General features: G+C 70.5%; 14 protein-coding genes, 2 tRNA genes and 1 pseudogene. 15 read left to right on the plus strand and 2 right to left on the minus strand.

Features of this window, described 5'->3' with window-relative positions:
- The first annotated feature begins 1 nt into the window (after position 1).
- The 11 genes and pseudogenes from ACFWHU_RS00715 (at position 2) to ACFWHU_RS00765 (ending at position 8989) form a co-directional block, all read left to right on the plus strand.
- Positions 2-988 (plus strand): carbohydrate ABC transporter permease, encoded by a 987-nt coding sequence (locus ACFWHU_RS00715; protein WP_387223921.1) that lies wholly within the window; start codon positions 2-4, stop codon positions 986-988.
- Positions 978-1820, plus strand: a complete 843-nt coding sequence (locus ACFWHU_RS00720; RefSeq protein WP_385793198.1) for a carbohydrate ABC transporter permease — start codon at positions 978-980, stop codon at positions 1818-1820. The genes ACFWHU_RS00715 and ACFWHU_RS00720 overlap by 11 nt, the downstream gene beginning before the upstream one ends.
- A 28-nt stretch (positions 1821-1848) precedes the next feature.
- A pseudogene (locus ACFWHU_RS00725) lies at positions 1849-2248 on the plus strand (hypothetical protein); the annotation flags it as partial.
- A gap of 94 nt (positions 2249-2342) precedes the next feature.
- Positions 2343-3044: a hypothetical protein gene (locus tag ACFWHU_RS00730; RefSeq protein WP_387222892.1), complete on the plus strand. Its 702-nt coding sequence runs from the start codon at positions 2343-2345 to the stop codon at positions 3042-3044.
- Between the two features lie 7 nt (positions 3045-3051).
- Entirely contained in the window at positions 3052-3687 is a 636-nt protein-coding gene (locus ACFWHU_RS00735) for a MauE/DoxX family redox-associated membrane protein (protein ID WP_387222894.1), read from the plus strand.
- Positions 3663-4196, plus strand: coding sequence for a hypothetical protein (locus ACFWHU_RS00740; protein WP_387222896.1), 534 nt, complete (start codon positions 3663-3665; stop codon positions 4194-4196). The genes ACFWHU_RS00735 and ACFWHU_RS00740 overlap by 25 nt, the downstream gene beginning before the upstream one ends.
- Positions 4193-5110, plus strand: a complete 918-nt coding sequence (locus ACFWHU_RS00745) for a peptidoglycan-binding protein (protein ID WP_385793191.1) — start codon at positions 4193-4195, stop codon at positions 5108-5110. Before ACFWHU_RS00740 ends, ACFWHU_RS00745 begins: the two co-directional genes overlap by 4 nt.
- Complete coding sequence (locus tag ACFWHU_RS00750) at positions 5111-5299, plus strand: hypothetical protein (protein WP_387222898.1); 189 nt, start codon at positions 5111-5113, stop codon at positions 5297-5299.
- Between the two features lie 72 nt (positions 5300-5371).
- Complete coding sequence (locus ACFWHU_RS00755) at positions 5372-5875, plus strand: hypothetical protein (RefSeq protein WP_385793189.1); 504 nt, start codon at positions 5372-5374, stop codon at positions 5873-5875.
- Between the two features lie 379 nt (positions 5876-6254).
- A complete protein-coding gene (locus tag ACFWHU_RS00760) occupies positions 6255-8003 on the plus strand; it encodes a glycoside hydrolase domain-containing protein (protein WP_387222901.1) in 1749 nt (582 codons plus the stop codon).
- 47 nt (positions 8004-8050) lie between these two features.
- Positions 8051-8989 (plus strand): penicillin-insensitive murein endopeptidase, encoded by a 939-nt coding sequence (locus tag ACFWHU_RS00765; RefSeq protein WP_387222904.1) that lies wholly within the window; start codon positions 8051-8053, stop codon positions 8987-8989.
- 208 nt (positions 8990-9197) lie between these two features.
- Here ACFWHU_RS00765 and selD read toward each other — a convergent pair whose 3' ends face one another.
- Entirely contained in the window at positions 9198-10241 is a 1044-nt protein-coding gene (gene selD / locus ACFWHU_RS00770; RefSeq protein ID WP_385793185.1) for a selenide, water dikinase SelD, read from the minus strand.
- Between the two features lie 56 nt (positions 10242-10297).
- Between selD and ACFWHU_RS00775 the strand changes: the two genes are divergently transcribed.
- The 3 genes from ACFWHU_RS00775 to selB all read left to right on the plus strand — a co-directional run bounded on the left by ACFWHU_RS00775 (position 10298) and on the right by selB (position 13522).
- Positions 10298-10391, plus strand: a tRNA-Sec gene (locus ACFWHU_RS00775).
- A gap of 21 nt (positions 10392-10412) precedes the next feature.
- A complete protein-coding gene (gene selA, locus ACFWHU_RS00780) occupies positions 10413-11732 on the plus strand; it encodes an L-seryl-tRNA(Sec) selenium transferase (protein WP_387222906.1) in 1320 nt (439 codons plus the stop codon).
- A 2-nt stretch (positions 11733-11734) separates the two neighbouring features.
- Positions 11735-13522 (plus strand): selenocysteine-specific translation elongation factor, encoded by a 1788-nt coding sequence (gene selB / locus ACFWHU_RS00785; RefSeq protein ID WP_387222909.1) that lies wholly within the window; start codon positions 11735-11737, stop codon positions 13520-13522.
- Positions 13523-13676: 154 nt separating this feature from the next.
- Here the strand turns inward: selB and ACFWHU_RS00790 are convergent.
- Positions 13677-13750 (minus strand) — tRNA-Pro (locus ACFWHU_RS00790).
- Positions 13751-14202: 452 nt separating this feature from the next.
- Here ACFWHU_RS00790 and ACFWHU_RS00795 point away from each other — a divergent pair.
- Entirely contained in the window at positions 14203-17673 is a 3471-nt protein-coding gene (locus ACFWHU_RS00795) for a ThuA domain-containing protein (protein ID WP_387222911.1), read from the plus strand.
- Positions 17674-17704: the final 31 nt, after the last annotated feature.

Genomic DNA, 17704 nt, shown 5'->3' on the forward strand with positions numbered 1-17704 from the left:
CATGACCGGCCTCACGAAGACCCTCGCGAAGAGCCGTACGAGGGCCCGCTCGAGGACACCGGACGCTTCCCGGGCGCCGGCAAGGGCCAGGGGCACCTCCGGACCGCCGTACTGGACGACCCGGCGCAGAGATGTTCTCGCCGGCTATCTGTTCATCGCGCCGCAGCTCGCCGGAGTCGTGCTGTTCGTACTGATCCCGGTCGGCCTGGCGATCTGGTACAGCCTGAACGACTGGAACGTCTTCACCGGCGAGCAGACCTTCGTCGGCGCCGACAACTACGCGGCCCTGGCCGACGATCCGCAGCTGGCCTCGGTGTTGGGGGCGACCGCTGTCTTCTGCGGCGGGGTCGTGGTCCTGAACATCAGCCTGGGGCTGCTGCTCGCCGTACTACTGAACCGGCGCTTCCGCGGCGCGACGTTCTTCCGCACCCTGTTCTTCTCCCCGGTCGTCGTCTCCGTGGTGGCGTGGACCCTGGTCTGGGGCTTCCTTCTCCAGGACAACGGCGGCGTCAACGGGCTTCTCGGCGTGGTCGGCGAGGGGCCGAACTGGCTCCAGAACGGCGACACCGCGATGCTTTCGGTGACCATCACGCAGGTGATCCGCAGCGTCGGCGTCAACATGGTGCTCTTCCTGGCCGCCTTGCAGGGAGTGCCGGCGCAGCTGTACGAAGCCGCCCGGATCGACGGCGCGGGGAGCAGGGTGATCTTCACCCGGATCACCCTGCCGCTCATCTCGCCCACGGTGCTGCTGACCGCGATCATCACCGTCGTCGGCGCGTTGCAGTCGTTCGCGCAGATCGCCGTCCTGACCGGCGGCGGACCGGAGTTGAGCACCACCGTGCTCGTGTACTACGTCTTCCAGCAGGCCTTCGAGTTCAACCACATCGGCTACGGCTCGACGCTGGCCCTGATGCTGCTGTCCTTCGTCATGCTGCTGACACTGGTGCAGTGGCAGTTGCGCCGTAAGTGGGTGTTCCATGAGGAGTAAGTCGCGTTCCGTCCTCCGGCGGGCGTTCCTGGTAACGGCGCTCGGGGTCCTGGCGATCCCGTTCGTGGTGCCGACCGTCTGGATGGTGGCGGCCTCGGTGAAGCCGCTGCCCGAGATCTTCAAGGCTCCGCCGTCACTGTGGACCGCCGACCCCACGCTGTCCGCGTACACCGAGGCGTTCAGCTTCCAGCCGTTCGCCCGGCAGTACGCCAACAGCGTCTACATCGCCGTCCTGGTCACCGTGATCACGCTGCTGGTCTCCAGCCTCGCGGGTTACGCCTTCGCCCGGATCCGCTTCCCCGGCGCGAACGGCATCTTCCTCGTGGTGCTGGCCGGCCTGCTGGTGCCCAGCGAGGTGACGATCGTCCCCCTGTTCCAGATGTTCAAACAAGCCGGGATGATCAACACGCACTGGCCGCTGATCCTGGTCACCGCGCTGGCCGGACCGTGCGTTCTGGCCACCTTCATCATGCGGCAGTTCTTCATCGCCCTTCCGGCCGAGCTGGAGGAGGCGGGCCGGCTGGACGGCCTCGGCCGCCCCGCGATCTGGTGGCGGATCTTCCTGCCGCTGGCCAAGCCGGCGTTGTCCGCGGTCGCGATCCTGACCTTCCTCACCTCGTGGAACCTCTACCTGGAACCCACCGTCTACCTCACCTCGCCGGAGCTGTTCACACTGCCGCAGGCACTCACCCGCTTCACCGACGCCTACGGGGGCGACATGTGGAACACCCAACTGGCGGCCGCGACCATGACCGTCCTGCCGGTCCTGACCGTCTTCGTCATCGCCCAGCGTCAGTTCGTCGAGGGCCTGGCCCACTCGGGACTCAAGTGAGGCCGGAACCAGGTGCGTCGGCGGCGGCATCATCGAGAGCGTGCCGCTGTTCGTCACCGGCCCGGGTCTGCCCGCGGCCTACGGCCTGGTCCTCTTCCTCGCCGGTGCGCCGAGGCGCGCCCGGGAGGCGGCGATCGCGCCCTGTACGACGCTCGCGGTGGTCGAGAGCGTGGAGGCGGTCGGGGGTGAGGCGACCAGCGACGTGGCGGTGCGGTTCGATCTGACGGTACGCCGGACGACCGTCCGGCGTACCGCGTCGCGTTCAACTAGGACATCAACGTCGCGGACCTGCCCGACTACCAGCCGGGGGTGTCGTGGTGGTCCGGTACCCGCCGCAGAGCCCGTGGCGGGTGAGGATCGTGAAGCGGCCGACGCCGGAGTGGGAGGAACGGGTGGTCGGCGCCCGCCTCGACTCGGCGCCGGGGCCGGGGCCGGATGATTGACAGGGGCATGACTATTGCCTAAATTGCCCTGCGGCAGCGGTGTCACACACAGACTCCCGCCCTCCCCGGGAGGATGCACATGGTCGCATCGTTCGTCACTCATCGCGCCCTCGATGGAGGGACGTATCACCTGGAGGGCGACCTCGACCTCGAGTCGCCGTGCACGTCGGCCGTCGAGGTGGTGGTCGGTGGCCGGCTGGTCGAGTTCACCGCCGGGCCGGCCTCTTTGGGGGACGACGTCGCCGCCTCTCTGGGCCTCGCGTCACCGGAGTCCGAGCTCACCTTCCAGAAGGGCACGCTGCGCATCTTCGAGTCGATCGAGCGCGAGCCCCGCTCAGGGCTCGTGGAGCGACCGTCGCTTGTCGTGTGGCGCGGGCAGCGCCACGCACTCGTGACCCGGCTGTACGGCCTGAGCGTGGCCGAGGTGCTCGGCCTGCTCCGGTCGGTGCGTGTCGCGGAGAGCGAGCACGGGCTCATCCTCCAGCCCGATCGGTCGGCCGGAAGCGCCTTCGCGCGACCCGCGACGCTGATCAAGGAGGTGCCCGGCCTCGGGCTGCTGGAGCTGTCCCGGCGGACGAAGGAACACACCGCCCAACTTCCGCCCTGGAAGGGGGTGTCGGTCGCGTCCGGTGAGCTGTTCCGCGACACGCTCTCCGACGGCAGCCCGTTCTTCGTGCTCTCCTCCACCGAAATCTGGGCCACGCTGGTGCCACTGGCGTCGACTTCCGTCGAGCGGGTGCCCGAGCTCGTCGGGCGGCTCGCGCTGCGGCACACCGGGTGAGCCGGCGGTGATCAGCTTCTACGGCGGACTGACCGCCTCGATCGTCGTGCTGAGCCTGTTCATCGGTGTGGGTTCGCACGCCGCCCGTCCGGCTGCCCTGGATGAGGCGCTGTTGGCGCACGGTGTGCTGGGCCCGCGGCTCCGCCGGTTCGCCGCCGCCGTCGTGCCCTTCGTGGAGGGCGCCTTGGGGGTGGGCGGCGCGACCGCGCTGCTGACGGGTCACCAGCGGGGACTACAGGCCGTACTCGCCCTGGGGACCGCCCTGTTCGGGCTCTACGCCGGCTACACGCGACACGTTCTCGCCCTCGGCCGCGGAGGACCGTGCGGCTGTTCACACCAGGATGTGCCCCTGAGCCGCTGGGTGACCCGGCGGGCCGTGGCCCTCGCCGGGCTCGCCCTGGCCGGCGCGGTCCTCGCCGGGGCCGGGCCCGTACAGCACTCCGCGGCGGAGCTGATCACACTGCTGCTCGCGGCTTGTGCCTGCACCGTGCTGCTGTGGTCCCTGCCCGCCGCCATGCACGAGCCCACCGCGGCATCCGTTCACCTGCCGACCAGGGCCGCTGTTCACCAGCCGACCGGGACCGCCGTGCACCGGACTGCCGAAGGAGTGTCGACGCGATGGACTTCACCACCAGCGCCGTGATCGCCTCGTGGGTGGCGATCGCGCTGCTCGCGATGGTCGTCTCGGGATTGATCAGGCAGGTGCACCAGCTGTCACGAACGCAGCCGCACCACCCCGGCCGGGTGGGCATCGCACCCGGTGCGTCGGCGCCGGGGCTCGATCCGGCCGGGCTCGACGGTCTCCTGTCGCCGGGCCGCGCCGCGCTGCTGATCTTCCTCGACGCCGACTGCCGCACCTGCGGCCAGGTGCTCGCGGAGGCCGGAGCCTGGACGATCCGCCAGGATTCTGCCGCCGCCCCGCAGCTGCTCGGGCTCTACGCGGGCGCCGGGCCACAGACGGACGAAGGCGCCGTCCCGATCAGGGATCACCGTCCGGAGCTGTTCACGGCCTACGACATCCCCGCCACCCCCTATGCGGTGGCCATCGATCCGGAGGGCCGGATCGCGCGTTCGGAGCCGCTCGGTTCACCCACCGCGCTGTTGCGGTTGCTCGACGACATCCAACCCGCAACGCCGAGGAGTCTGCCGTGACCTCGTTGGACGACGTGCCCACGCTGCGCTCCTCGGGGAGCGTTGGCCGCGGACCTCGGACCAGGCGCGGGGCTCTGCCGTCCTTCGCGCCGTCCAGGCGCACAGTGCTACAGGCGGCAACCGCCGCGGGCTTTGCCGCGCTGGGGGTGTTCACCGCCGCCCGGCAGGCGTATGCCGACGGCTACGACATCTGGACCGGTGCGTGCCCGAGTTACGCCACGGACCACAACTGCTCCCCGGGCTGCGGGCCCAGCACCATCTATGCCGACGCGTGCGTGACATCGGGGACGAACACCGGCTTCCACCGGTCGGACGGTGTCACCTGGACGCTGCGGCCCAACCAGTGCTACGCCGGTACCTACGACGGCTGGCTGTGGCGCTACAGCGCGGCCTGCGGCAATTGCGGCTGCGGTATCGAGCGGCGCTGCCACGACGGGTACCGCGACACCGGCTCCGGCTGGGTGAAGTCCATCTGCCGCTGGACCACCGACTGCGACTGCCCCGGATCCGTCAGCTGGCCCACCCTCGGTCGCGGCGCCACCGGGCCCGACGTACACACCGTCCAGCACCTGCTCACCCACCATGGTCATCCGGCGACCGCCGACGGCATCTTCGGGCAGGACACCGAGGCGCAGGTCGACGCGTTCCAGTCGGCGAACGGACTCAGCCCCACGGGCAGCGTCAGTCCGGCCACCTGGCCGGTACTGGTCGTCACCGTGCGCCAAGGAGACGTGAACGATGCCGTACGCGGCGCCCAGCGGCAGCTCAACAAGCACGGCTCCGCGCTGACCGTCGACGGCAACTTCGGTTCGCTCACCCGGCAGTCCGTCGTCTCGTTCCAGTCCCTGCACGGCCTGACCGCCGACGGTGTGGTCGGTCAGAACACCTGGCTCACGCTGACCGGGACGGTGTAGATGAGCGAGACCGGCCGTCCCGCGGCCCGGCCGAGCGGCGCCCGTGCCGTACGGGCGCTGCTCACCGATCCGGCCCTGCCGCTCGTGGTCCTGGGGATCGCGGCGGTCGCCGCCGCCCTCTACTCCCCCATGCTGACCTGGGCGATCACCGGCGGTCTGGCCGGTTACTCGCTCTCCGGCTCCGTTTGAACGCGCAACAGCGCGTTCGCGCTGGCCTCGCCAGGTTGGCGAGCAACGTACAGACAGGCGCTGGTCCTCGGCGTGTTCACCCTCGGCCTGCTGGCCGGCGGGGTGCTGACGGCCGGAGTGCTGTGGCTCCTGTCCGGTCTCTTCACACCGCTTCCGGCCGAGGTGCGGCAAGGGCTGATCGTGGCCGTCGCGCTGCTCGCCGCGCTGCGTGACGCGGGCAAGCTGTCGCTCCGGCTGCCGCAGAACGCCCGGCAGATACCGCAGGACGTACTGCGCCGTCATCTGGCGCGTGGCGCCCTGCAGTTCGGCTTCGAGCTCGGTACGGGCGTGCGTACCTATGTCTCGGCGAGTGCGCCGTACGCGCTGGCGGTCGCGGTGCTGCTGTCCGGGGGCTCCTACGTGCCCGCGCTGGCGGCCGGGCTCGGCTTCGGAGCGGGCCGGGCGCTCACCCCGGCTCTGCGCAGGCTCTCCGGAGACGGGGCACGCTGGGACGGTCTGCTCGCGCGGCGGCTGAGCGGCATGACCGTCCTGTGCTCCGTGCTGATCGCCGCCGCCGCCTGCGCGATCTTCCAATGACCTCATCGCCCGATCTCGTGACAGGGCACAACTGCCTTGGCCTGCGGGGTAGTTGTGCCGGAGGTCTGGTCCTGTGGCAGATGGTGGCGGTGTGGACACGCGACGGTCATGGACGCCAAACTCGCCTCGGCCCGTACGCGGGGACGCGGGAAGGACTCATCACGGAGGCACGATGTTGACGCGTTCAAGGCGACTCGCTCGCCATTGTCATGACCATGGCGGCCCTCCCGAGTGGTATGCCGCCCACATGGACCGACGCACCAGCCGCTCCTGGTCGGCGCCGCCCGATCGCGGCGTCTGAACGGCACGTTCCGACTCGTACCTTCCCGGCGCCGCTCCCCCACACTCTCTTCCCCACTTTTCGAGTAGGAGTGCTCTGATGTCGTCCCGCACCCCCTGGCGCGCCCGCGCCGGAACGGCCCTGCTGGCGGTGCTCGCCAGTATCGGCGCGTTCGCCGTCCCCGGCTCCGCCGTGGCCGATTCCCCTTCCGAGAGCCCGCAGACCGTCACCTACCACGGCTACCGCATCGAGGTGCCCGCCGAATGGCAGGTGGTCGATCTGGCCGAGAACCCGCGCGCCTGTCTCCGGTTCGACAGACCCGCCGTCTACCTGGGCGAGCCCGCCGACCAGAACGACTGCCCCTCCGGAGTCGTCGGCCGTACGGCGGGCATCGTCGTGGAGCCCATCACCGCCCGCTCCGCGGGCCAGGCGACGGCGGCGACCGCGCGGACCCAGCGCGGCAAGGCCACCGCCCCGACCGCCGCGTCCAGCAACGACACCATCCAGATCGCGGTCGAGGACGCCGGCGTCCTCGTGACCGCCGCCCACACCCCGCGGACCGAGAACCTGGTGCGCGACGTTCTCACCTCGGCCGACCTCACCAACGACGCCGAGCGCACCGTGCTGCCCCGCGCGGCCCAGCGGTCCGACGCCGCCCCCCTGGCCGCGGCGGGGCCGCAGCCGGGCAGCTACCTGGGCAAGGGCTTCGACGCCTGTGCCGCGCCCTCGGGGGCCGCCATGAACGCCTGGCAGGCGAGCTCGCCGTACAGCGCGGTCGGCGTCTACATCAGTGGCTCCTTCCGGGCCTGCTCCCAGCCGAATCTGACGGCGAGCTGGGTGACCGCCCAGACCAACAACGGCTGGCGTCTGTTCCCCATCGACGTCGGCCGCCAGGCACCGTGCACCAGCTACTCGCTGAAGATCTCCACCGATCCGGCCACGGCCAAGTCCCAGGGAGTCACCGCCGCCGCCGGCGCCATCACCGCCGCGTCGAACCTCGGCATCCCGGCGGGCAGCGCCATCTACAGCGACATCGAGGCGTACACCTCCACGGCCTCCTGCAAGGCGTCCGTGATGTCGTACCTGTCCGGCTGGACCGAGCGGCTGCACACCAGCGGCTATCTGTCGGGCCTCTACTCCAGCGCCGCCTCCGGCATCAAGGACGCCGCCGACGAGTACAACAACGGCGCATATACGCGCGTCGACCACCTCTTCTACGCGTGGTGGAACGGCGCGGCCGACACCAACACCGGTTCCTACGTGCCGTCCAACTACTGGTCCAACCACCAGCGGATCCACCAATACGCGGGTGAGGTCACCGAGTCCTACGGCGGCTACTCGATCAACATCGACCGCGACTACCTGGACGTGGGCAACGGCACTCCGCCGCCGCCCAGTTGCACCGGGGCGAACTTCAACTTCACCGCGTACCCGACTGTCCAGAGCGGCTCGTCCGGAGACCAGGTCAAGGCGGCCCAGTGCCTGCTCGACGCCGCCGGCTTCGACCCGGGTACCCCGGACGGGATCTTCGGGTCCGCCACCACCACCGCCGCCCGGAACTTCCAGACCAGCAAGGGGCTCACGGCGGACGGTGCGGTCGGTGCGAAGACCTGGACGGCTCTGCTGTCCCGCGGATCCACCCCGACCGTCCAGAACGGCTCGACGGGAGAGGCCGTCACCCGGCTGCAGCGCGCCCTGACCGCCGCGCTCGGGCGGACCGTGGCCATCGACGGCGCCTTCGGCTCGGGCACCGCCCAGGCCGTACGCGACTACCAGTCCTCGCGCGGGCTCGGCGCCGACGGCATCGTCGGACCGGCCACCTGGAGCGCCCTTCAGTCGGGGAAGTGAGCAGGTAAGTGAGCCCAGAAGCGAACAGGAAAGTGAGGCAGGAAATCGTGAGACGACTCGCACGCATCATCACGCTGTTCACCGCGATGGCGGGCCTGCTCTTCGGACTTGGCGTCCCCGCGCACGCTTTCCCGCAGGCCGCGTTCCCGCTGACGAGCAGCGGCACCCGGGGCTCCGACGTCGTCGCGCTACAGCATCTGCTCGCCGCCCACGGCCGCACCGTGACGGTGGACGGCGTCTTCAGCTCGGGCACGCACAGCGCCGTGGTGGGCTTCCAGCAGTCCAAGGGGCTGGCCGCGGACGGCATCGTCGGGCCCGCCACCTGGGGCGCGCTCGCCATCACCGTACGACAGGGCGACAACGGCCCGGCGGTAAAGGCCCTCCAGTCGCTGCTCAATGCCAAGAGGGGCGCCGGCCTCTCGGTCGACGGCGCCTTCGGAGCCGGCAGCAACTCCGCCGTCCGTACCTTCCAGTCCCACGCCGGAATCGGCGCGGACGGCGTCGTCGGGCCGACGACCTGGCAGAACCTTCTGTGGCACTACGAGAACATCAACTTCGGCGGCGGCTCGATGTGCGCGCAGAGCCCCGACGGCAACGCGGGCGCCCACTGGGCGACCGCCGGCGCCGTCGGCCAACTGGAGGCCGCCGCCGCCACATTCGCCACCACCGGCAACGGCAAACTGCCGGTCGGTGACGCGGGCTTCGAGCACGGTGGGGCCATACCCGGCCACGGCAGCCACCAGGTCGGGATGGACATCGACGTGTGGCCGATCCGCACCGACTCGGCGCAGTGCACCGCGGGGCGTATCACCTGGCAGTCGAGCACATACGACCGCGCGGCCACCCGCAGGCTCGTGCAGGAGATCCGGGCGAAGGCCCCCGGCCATGTCCAGCTGATCTTCTTCAACGATCCGCAGCTGATCTCGGAAGGACTGACCACGAGCTACCCGAACCACGACAACCACCTGCACATCCGCTACAAGTAGCGGCCGGGCCGCGGGCCTTCGGGCCCGCGGCCGTCCCTAGGGCCTGTCCGACGGATCTTCGCGGGCCCAGGACGCCTGGTACGGCACCTCGCTGCGTTGTCGGACTCGTTCAAGTACGGCCAGTACGAGCACGATCCTCCGCCTTGCGATGCACCGCACCAGACGCCCTGGGCTGATCCACGAAGATCCGCCGGACAGCCCCTAGCCCTCAGCGGATCACGAGCGTGGTGCCGGCCACGGCGGGCACCAGTTCCCCGATGACCGGATGGCCGGGTATCTCCCCGGCGACCAGCAGTCCGCCGGAGGTCTGCGCGTCGGCAAGCAGATGCAGCTGGTCGTCACTCGCCCGTCCCGCGTCCAGGTGCGGACGCACCCAGTCGAGATTGCGGCGGGTGCCTCCGCTGATGTACCCGGCCCGCAGGGACTCCCGGGCGCCGTCGAGCACGGGGACGGCGGCGGCGTCCACCACGGCCGTGACGCCGCTGGCCCGCGCCAGTTTGTGCAGATGGCCCAGCAGACCGAATCCGGTCACATCGGTGGCGCACACGGCACCGGCCTCCAAGGCGGCGGCACTGGCCTTGTCGTTGAGCGCCGCCATGACGGCGACGGCGTGCGCGAAGATCTCGCCCGTCCGCTTGTGGCGGTTGTTGAGTATTCCGACACCCAGCGGTTTGGTCAGGGTCAGCGGCACTCCCGGCCTGCCCGCGTCGTTGCGCAGCAGCCGGTCCGGATCCACCAGGCCGGTCACGGCCATTCCGTAGAGCGGTTCCGGGCTGTCGATGCTGTGGCCGCCGCCGACGAAGCAGCCGGCGGCACGGGCGACGTCGAGCGCTCCCGCCAGGACCTCCCCGGCCAGCTCCGCGGGCAGCACGTCACGGGGCCAGCCCAGCAGGTTGAGCCCGACGAGGGGCCGGCCGCCCATCGCGTATACGTCGGACAGGGCGTTGGCCGCGGCGATTCGGCCCCAGTCGCGGGCGTCGTCGACGACAGGCGTGAAAAAGTCGGCGGTCGACACCACGGCGGTGCCGTCACCGGTGCGCACCACGGCGGCGTCGTCGCCGTCGTCGAGCCCGACCAGCAGCCGGTCCTCGTCGCCGCCCAGGGCCTGTCCGGGGCTCGGGGGCGGCAGCAGTCCCGCGACCATCGCCTCCAGCTCCCCCGGAGGGATCTTGCAGGCGCAGCCGCCGCCTCGTGCGTACTGGGTCAGCCGTACGGGCGCGGCGGATCCGGTGGCGGGGCCAACAGTCGTCATACGACGATCATTTCACCTCTTGCCCCAGCAGCGTGCGGCGATCAGAATCTTGCTCCGGAGGCGTTGGGCGGGCTGGTGCCCCTCCCGATCTTCAAAATCGGTGTGGTCCGGAAACCGGGCCAGGCGGGTTCGATTCCCGTCCGCCTCCGCTGACTTCGATCGGGGTGCACGGTGGCGGACAAGACGCGGCAGCCGCCGACGGACACCCGGCGGAAGGTGCCGAGCGCCACGGTGCTGCTCGGCGATCCCCGGCTGGACGAGGCGTCCGCACGGCTGGGCAGGCCCCTCGTCAAGGCCGCGGTCGCCACCGCCCAGCAGGCCGTACGCGACGGACGGATCGGCCCGGCCGACGCGGTCGAGGCCGCGCTTGCCGCCCTCCCCGCACGGGCGGCCGCCCTGAGCCCCGTACACAACGCCACCGGAGTGGTGCTGCACACCAATCTGGGACGGGCCCCGCTGTCGCGGTCCGCGCTGGAGGCGATGGCGGCGGCCGGCGGATACACCGACGTCGAGCTGGACCTGGGGACCGGCAGACGAGCGCCGCGCGGCCGCGGCGCCATGGCGGCCCTTCGGGAGGCGGTGCCGGCCGCGGAGGACGTCCATGTGGTCAACAACGGGGCCGCAGCCCTGGCCCTGGCGGCGGTGACGCTGGCCCCGGGGCGCGGCATCCTGCTCAGCCGGGGCGAGTTCGTGGAGATCGGTGACGGCTTCCGGATACCCGAACTGCTGGCCTCCTGCGGTGCCCGGATACACGAGGTCGGCACCACCAACCGCACCCGTCTCTCCGACTACGCGGACGCCGTCGGCCCGGACACCGGCTTCATCCTCAAGGTCCATCCGTCGAACTTCACGGTGAGCGGCTTCACCCAGGGAGTGGACGCCGGTGAACTGGCGTCGCTGGGCCTGCCCGTGGTGGTCGACATCGGCTCCGGCCTCCTCACTCCCGACCCGGTGCTGCCGAACGAGCCGGACGCGGCCACGGCCCTGCGCGCCGGGGCCACGCTGGTCACCGCCAGCGGGGACAAACTGCTCGGCGGTCCGCAGGCGGGGCTGGTCCTCGGCAGGGCCGGCGTCGTGGAACGGATGCGGCGGCATCCGCTGGCCCGCGCTCTGCGCGTGGACAAGTTCACCCTGGCCGCGCTGGAAGCGACACTGCGCGGCCCCGAGCCACCCGTGCACGCGGCCGTACACATGCCGCTGCGGCAGCTGCGCACCCGCACGCTGCGCCTGGCCGAGGATGTGGCGCGCCACGGTCTGGACGCGCACGTCGTGCCCTGCGAGGCGGTGGTGGGAGGAGGCGGTGCCCCCGGGACCGCCCTGCCGTCCTGTGCGCTCAGCCTCCCCGACGACCTGGCGACGCCGCTGCGCACGGGTGAACCGGCGGTGCTCGGCCGGGTGGTGCGCGGTCGGCTGCTGCTGGACCTGCGGTGCGTACCGCAGGGGTGCGACGGCGACATCCTGGCCGCGGTGCTACGCGCGGCGGGGCTGTGACCATGCGGGTCATCGCGACGGCGGGGCATGTCGACCACGGCAAGAGCACACTGATCCAGGCGCTGACCGGCAGCCACCCCGACCGGCTGGCAGAGGAGCGGCGCCGCGGTCTGACCATCGACCTTGGCTTCGCGTCGACGGATCTGCCGACGGGCGAGCGGCTCGCGTTCATCGACGTACCGGGACACGAGAGGTTCGTCCCGACGATGCTGGCAGGCGTGGGGTCGGTGCCCGCCGTGCTGTTCGTCGTCGCCGCCGACGAAGGCTGGAAGCCGCAGTCCGCCGAGCACCTCACCGCCGTGGACGCCCTGGGTGTACGGCATGGACTGCTGGCCGTCACCCGCTGCGATCTGGCCGACCCGGGCCCCGCCACGGCACAGGCGCTGGAGCGGATCCGCTCCAGCACCCTCGGCGACGTCGAGGCCGTGGCCGTCAGCGCCCGCACCGGCGCGGGCCTCGGGGAGTTGCGCGCCGCCCTCGGCCGACTGGCCGTCCGGCTGCCGGACGGGGACGCCGAATCCCCGGTGCGGCTGTGGATCGACCGGGCCTTCACCGTGCGCGGCAGCGGGCTCGTGGTCACCGGCACGCTCGGTGCGGGGCGGATCCGCAGGGGCGATGTCCTGGTGACCTCACGCACCGGCCGCCCCGTGCGGGTCAGGGCTCTACAGGCCCTCGGCGAGGAAACCGACCTGGTGCGGGCCACCGCCAGGGTCGCCGTCAACCTCAGAGATCTCGACAAGGAGTCGACCGGCCGCGGCGACGCCCTGCTCACTCCCGAAAGCTTCCTCCCCAGCCTCCGCTGCGACGTGCGCCTACGCGGCGGAACACCGGCCGCGGCACTGCCCCGCACCGCGGTCGCCCACATCGGCTCGGCGGCCGTGCCCGTACGTGTGCGGCCGCTCGGTGCCGATATCGCCCGGCTGACCCTTCCGGCGCCACTGCCGCTGCGTATCGGTGACCGCGCGGTGCTGCGCGATCCCGGTCTGCGGCGTGTGCTGGCCGGCCTGGAGGTGCTCGACCCCCAGCCACCGGACCTGCGGCGCCGGGGCGCCGCGGCACGGCGCGCGGCAGAACTCGGCGACGCTCGCGGCACTCCGGACGAGGCGGCGGAGCTACGGCGTCGGCTGCTGGTCAGGCGCGGGGAGCTGACCGCGATGGGGGTGGCCGTCCGTACCACTCCGGTCGCGGGCGACTGGCTTGCGGACCCCGCCCACTGGGCCGCTCTGAGCGCCCGGCTGACCGAACTGGTCACCGCCTATCGCTCCCAGCGGCCCATCGAGGAGGGGATGCCGGTCGAGGCCGCCCGGCACCGTCTGGGGCTGCCGGCTGTCTCTCTGGTGGAGGCACTGGTCACGCCGCCCTTGCGGATGAGCCGCGGGCGGGTGACCGCCGGGCGCGCGGCACTGCCCGCCGCGGTGGCGGACGCGGTACACCGACTCGCCGCGGAGCTCGCTCACGGGCCCTTTGCCGCGCCTCACGCCCGGCGGCTCGCCGAACTCGGCTTCGGCCGCCGCGAACTCGCCGCGGCTGTCCGCCACGGAGCGGTACTGCAACTCGCGGAGCACGTGGTGCTACTACCGGACGCCCCCCGGCTGGCGGCCGACCGGCTGAGCGAACTCGACCAGCCGTTCACCGTGGGAACGGCGAGCCGCGCCCTGAACACCGCCCGACGCGTCACCGTTCCCCTGCTGGAGCACTGCGACGGTCAGGGCATCACCGAGCTGCTTCCCGACAAGCGCCGCCGGTGCGCGCCCCTCGGTCGGCCGGCGCCGGTCACCGCATCGCCCTGAACCGCGCTGTCGTCAAGACTTGTGAATCAGCGAGCCTTTTCCAAGCCGGCGGTGCTGACCGGGAGTTGGACTGGCCCCCACCTGGTCCCCAGAAAAGATCAAGGGCCGGTCTCGGATTTCTCCGAAACCGGCCCTGATCTGCGACTGTCTCCAGTCGGGACGACAGGATTTGAACCTGCGACCCCTTGACCCCCAGTCAAGTGCGCTACCAAGCTGCGCCACGTCCCGATGCCCGCCTGACCTGGGGTTTCCCCTGGCCTAACGCGCATGAGAACAATACCGCACTCCGACCGGTGGTCACGAACCGCTTTAGCCGCCCCACGGCCAGGGACAGCCCCCAGTCGCGTGTGCTCGGCCTCCACAACCGAAGGGCTCGACACAGCGGTGTCCCACGCGCCGACCCTCCACCCCTTCGACAGCGCCGCGCCGCGCCGGGCCGGGCCGCGCCGGGCCGTCGGGTCGGCCGCATTCAGCCCACGGCATCGGAAATCGCCCGGCCGGACGGGATTACTCCGGTTCGCGCAACTCCCCTACCGCAGTGGGCGCTTCCGACCCATTGACCCTCCGGAAGCAGGGAACCTACGCTATGCGACGTACTTAAGAAAGCGCTTTCTACCCATTCGTAGCCGCCACCTGCATCGGGAGCGCCCGTGAGTAGCCGTCCACCAGAACGACCCCCCATGCACAGAAGCCGATCGCGAAGGGCCCTGACGCCCTTCACCGTCGTCCTAGCACTGCTCGCTCTCGTGCTCGGACTCGGGGTCGCCTCGCCCCCTCCCGCGGAGGCCGCGCCGTACCGTGTCCTGGTCTTCTCCAAGGTCACCAATTTCGAGCACGAGTCGATTCCGGCCGGTATCGCGGGCATCAAGAAGCTCGGTGAGGAGAACGGCTTCGAGGTGGAGGCGTCCGACGACGCCACTGTCTTCTCCGACGCGAACCTCGCGCGCTTCCAGGCGATCGTCTTCAACAACACCAACTCCACGCCGGAGTCCGGCGATCTGCTGAACACCTCCCAGCGCGCCGCGCTCCAGAAGTTCATCCGCGCGGGCGGCGGCTGGGTCGGGCTGCACGCCGCGTCCGCGAGTGAGCGTGACTGGGACTGGTACGAGGGCCTGACGGGGGCGATCTTCGACAAGCACCCCGCCATTCAGACCGGCCGCGTCAAGGTGCTCGACCAGGCGCACCCCTCCACCAAGGGACTTCCGGAGCTCTGGGAGCGTTCGGAGGAGTGGTACAACTGGCGCACCAATCCGACGGGCAAGGTCCACACGCTCGCGCAGATCAAGGTGAACGACGGCATCACCGGGCTCGACGAGGGCGTCGACCATCCGTGGTCCTGGTGCCAGAACTACGACGGCGGGCGCTCCTGGTTCACCGCCGGCGGTCATGACTCGTCCGCCTTCGAGGAGGAGAACTTCCTCAAGCACCTGCTCGGCGGCATCCAGTGGGCGGCGGGCAACAAGCCCGGCGACTGCTCCGCGAGCAAGACGGGGTCGTTCACCCGTACGCAGTTGGCGACGGACCTCTCCGACCCCTACGAACTGGCCGTGACCCCGGACCGCCGGGTGATCTACATCGAGCGCACCGGCAAGCTCCAGGTGCTCGACCAGGCGACCCGCGAGACGACCACCGCGCTCGACTTCGAGTTCAGCCGCAAGATGACGGAGCAGTCCGACGGGCTCATCGGGCTGACGCTGGATCCGGACTTCGCGGAGAACAACTGGCTCTATCTCCTGCACTCCGACAAGGAGAAGAAACAGCTGAACCTGTCGCGTTACACGCTGACGGGCAACACCGTCGACCCAGCGTCCGAGAAGCGTGTGCTGGAGTTCGCCACCGACCGCGACGAGCAGCGCGCCAACGTGCACATGGCGGGCTCGCTCGCCTTCGACAAGAACGGCGACCTGTACATCGGGACCGGTGACAACACCGACCCCTTCGTCTCGGACAACTTCACGCCGATCGACGAGCGCGCGGGCCGGCACGTCTTCGACGCGCAGCGCACCTCCGCCAACACGAACGACCTGCGCGGCAAGGTCCTGCGCATCACCCCCGAGGACGACGGCACCTACTCCGTCCCGGAGGGGAACCTCTTCGCGCCCGGTACGGAGAAGACCCGTCCCGAGATCTACGCGATGGGGCTGCGCAACGTCTTCCGTATCACCACCGATCCGAAGAGCGGAGCGCTGCTGGTCGGCGACTACGGACCGGACTCGCGCGCGGCGGACCCGAACCGCGGCCCGGAGGGCACGGTCGAGTTCAACCGCGTTCCCAAGGCGGCGAACCTCGGCTGGCCGTACTGCATCGGTGCCAACACCCCGTTCAACGACTACGACTTCGCGACCAAGGTCTCGGGTGCGAAGTTCGACTGCGCCAATCCGGTCAACGAGTCGCCGAACAACACCGGTCTGCGTGAGCTGCCGCCCGCCGTGCCGGCGACGGTGCCTTACCTGTACTCGGGCTCGCCCCAGTTCCCCGAGGTCGGCGGGGGCGGTGCGCCGATGAGCGGTCCCGTCTACGACTACGACCCCGACAACACGTCGCCGACGAAGTTCCCCGAGTACTTCGACTCGAAGTGGTTCGCCTACGACCTGGGCCAGAACTGGTTCAAGACCTTCTCCGTCCAGCAGAAGGACCAGTCGTTCAGCGACCCGCGCTTCCCGCCGGCGAAGGCGGGTGACATCCAGTCGGTCAACAAGATCTTCACCGACATGAAGTGGAACCAGCTGTTCGAGTCCGAGTTCGGGCCCGACGGCTCCATGTACGTCATCGACTTCGGGCTCGGCTCGGGCGCCGGCCGTACGGGCGTGATCAACCAGGGCACCGGCATCTACCGCGTCGACTACATCGGCGACGGCCAGTTGCCCACCGCCAGGATCACGACCACCTCCGACACCGGTCCGGGCCCCCGCAGCGTGAAGTTCTCCAGCGAGGGCTCCGGCTTGCCGGGGGGCAAGCCGGTCACCTACGCCTGGGACTTCGACGGGGACGGCACCGTCGACTCCACGAAGGCCAACCCGACCCACATCTACACCGACAAGGGCGTCTTCACCGCGCGGCTGACGGTCACCGCGTCCGACAAGCTGTCGGCGCAGGCCACCCAGGAAATCACCGTGGGCAACACGCGGCCGGTGCTCACCATCCAACAGGCCCCGGACGGCGGCATGTTCAGCCTCGGTGACACCGTGCCCTTCACGGTGAAGGTCACCGACCGCGAGGACGGCAAGGGCGCGCAGATCGACTGCGAGCGCGTCAAGGTCGAAGGGCGGCTCGGTCACGGGACCACGCTGCACGCGGTGGAGTCCAAGCAGGGCTGCTCGGGTGAGTTCACCGTCCCGACGACCGACGAGCACGCGGACCAGGACCTCTTCTACCGCGTCACCGCCAGCTACAAGGACGACGGCGGCGAGGGTGAAGGCGTTCCCGCACTGACGGGCACCGCAACATCGAATCTCAAGTCCTCCTACCGCGAAGGTGAGTTCTTCACCTCCACCGGCGGCGAGAACGGCGGTGTCACGGTGGGCGCCCGCGCCGAGGCGTCCGGCGGGAAGCGCGTCATCGAGGTCGAGCACGGCGACTGGGTCGCGTACGACCCGGTGAATCTCACCGGTGTCCAGTCCGTCACCGTCGGAGGGTCGTCGGGCGGCACCGGCGGAACCATCGAGTTCCGCAACGGCTCGCCGACCGGCCCGCTGATGGGTTCGGTGACCATTCCGAACACCGGCAACTGGACCAACTTCATCTCACCGACGACCCATCTCAGGCCGGTCGGCGGCACGGTGAAGATGTACGCGGTCTTCAGCAACCCGGACTGGAAGCCGGACGGACAGGACGTGCTGTCTCTCGACTGGCTGCACTTCAACGGCCGCGGGGTGGAGCGCAAGCCGGGCACGAACGTCACCGTCGCGACATCGGTGGAGGAGGGCGCGGCGCCGCTGGCCACGAAGCTGACCGGCACGGTGAAGCTCGCCGAGGGCCGGACGGTCGCCTCGTACCGCTGGAACTTCGGCGACAACTCCAAGCCCACGGGTGAGCAGGGCGCGAACGCCACCCACACGTACACCCGGCCGGGCGCCTACACGGCGCATCTCACGGTCACCGACGACAAGGGCGACACGACGACCGGCGCCGTCGAGATCCACGCGAAGTGAGTTCACCGAGCGACGGATCAACGCGAGCCGC

Origin of the sequence: Streptomyces sp. NPDC060366 (assembly GCF_042725135.1) — a bacterium.
In the GTDB taxonomy this organism is placed as follows: domain Bacteria; phylum Actinomycetota; class Actinomycetes; order Streptomycetales; family Streptomycetaceae; genus Streptomyces.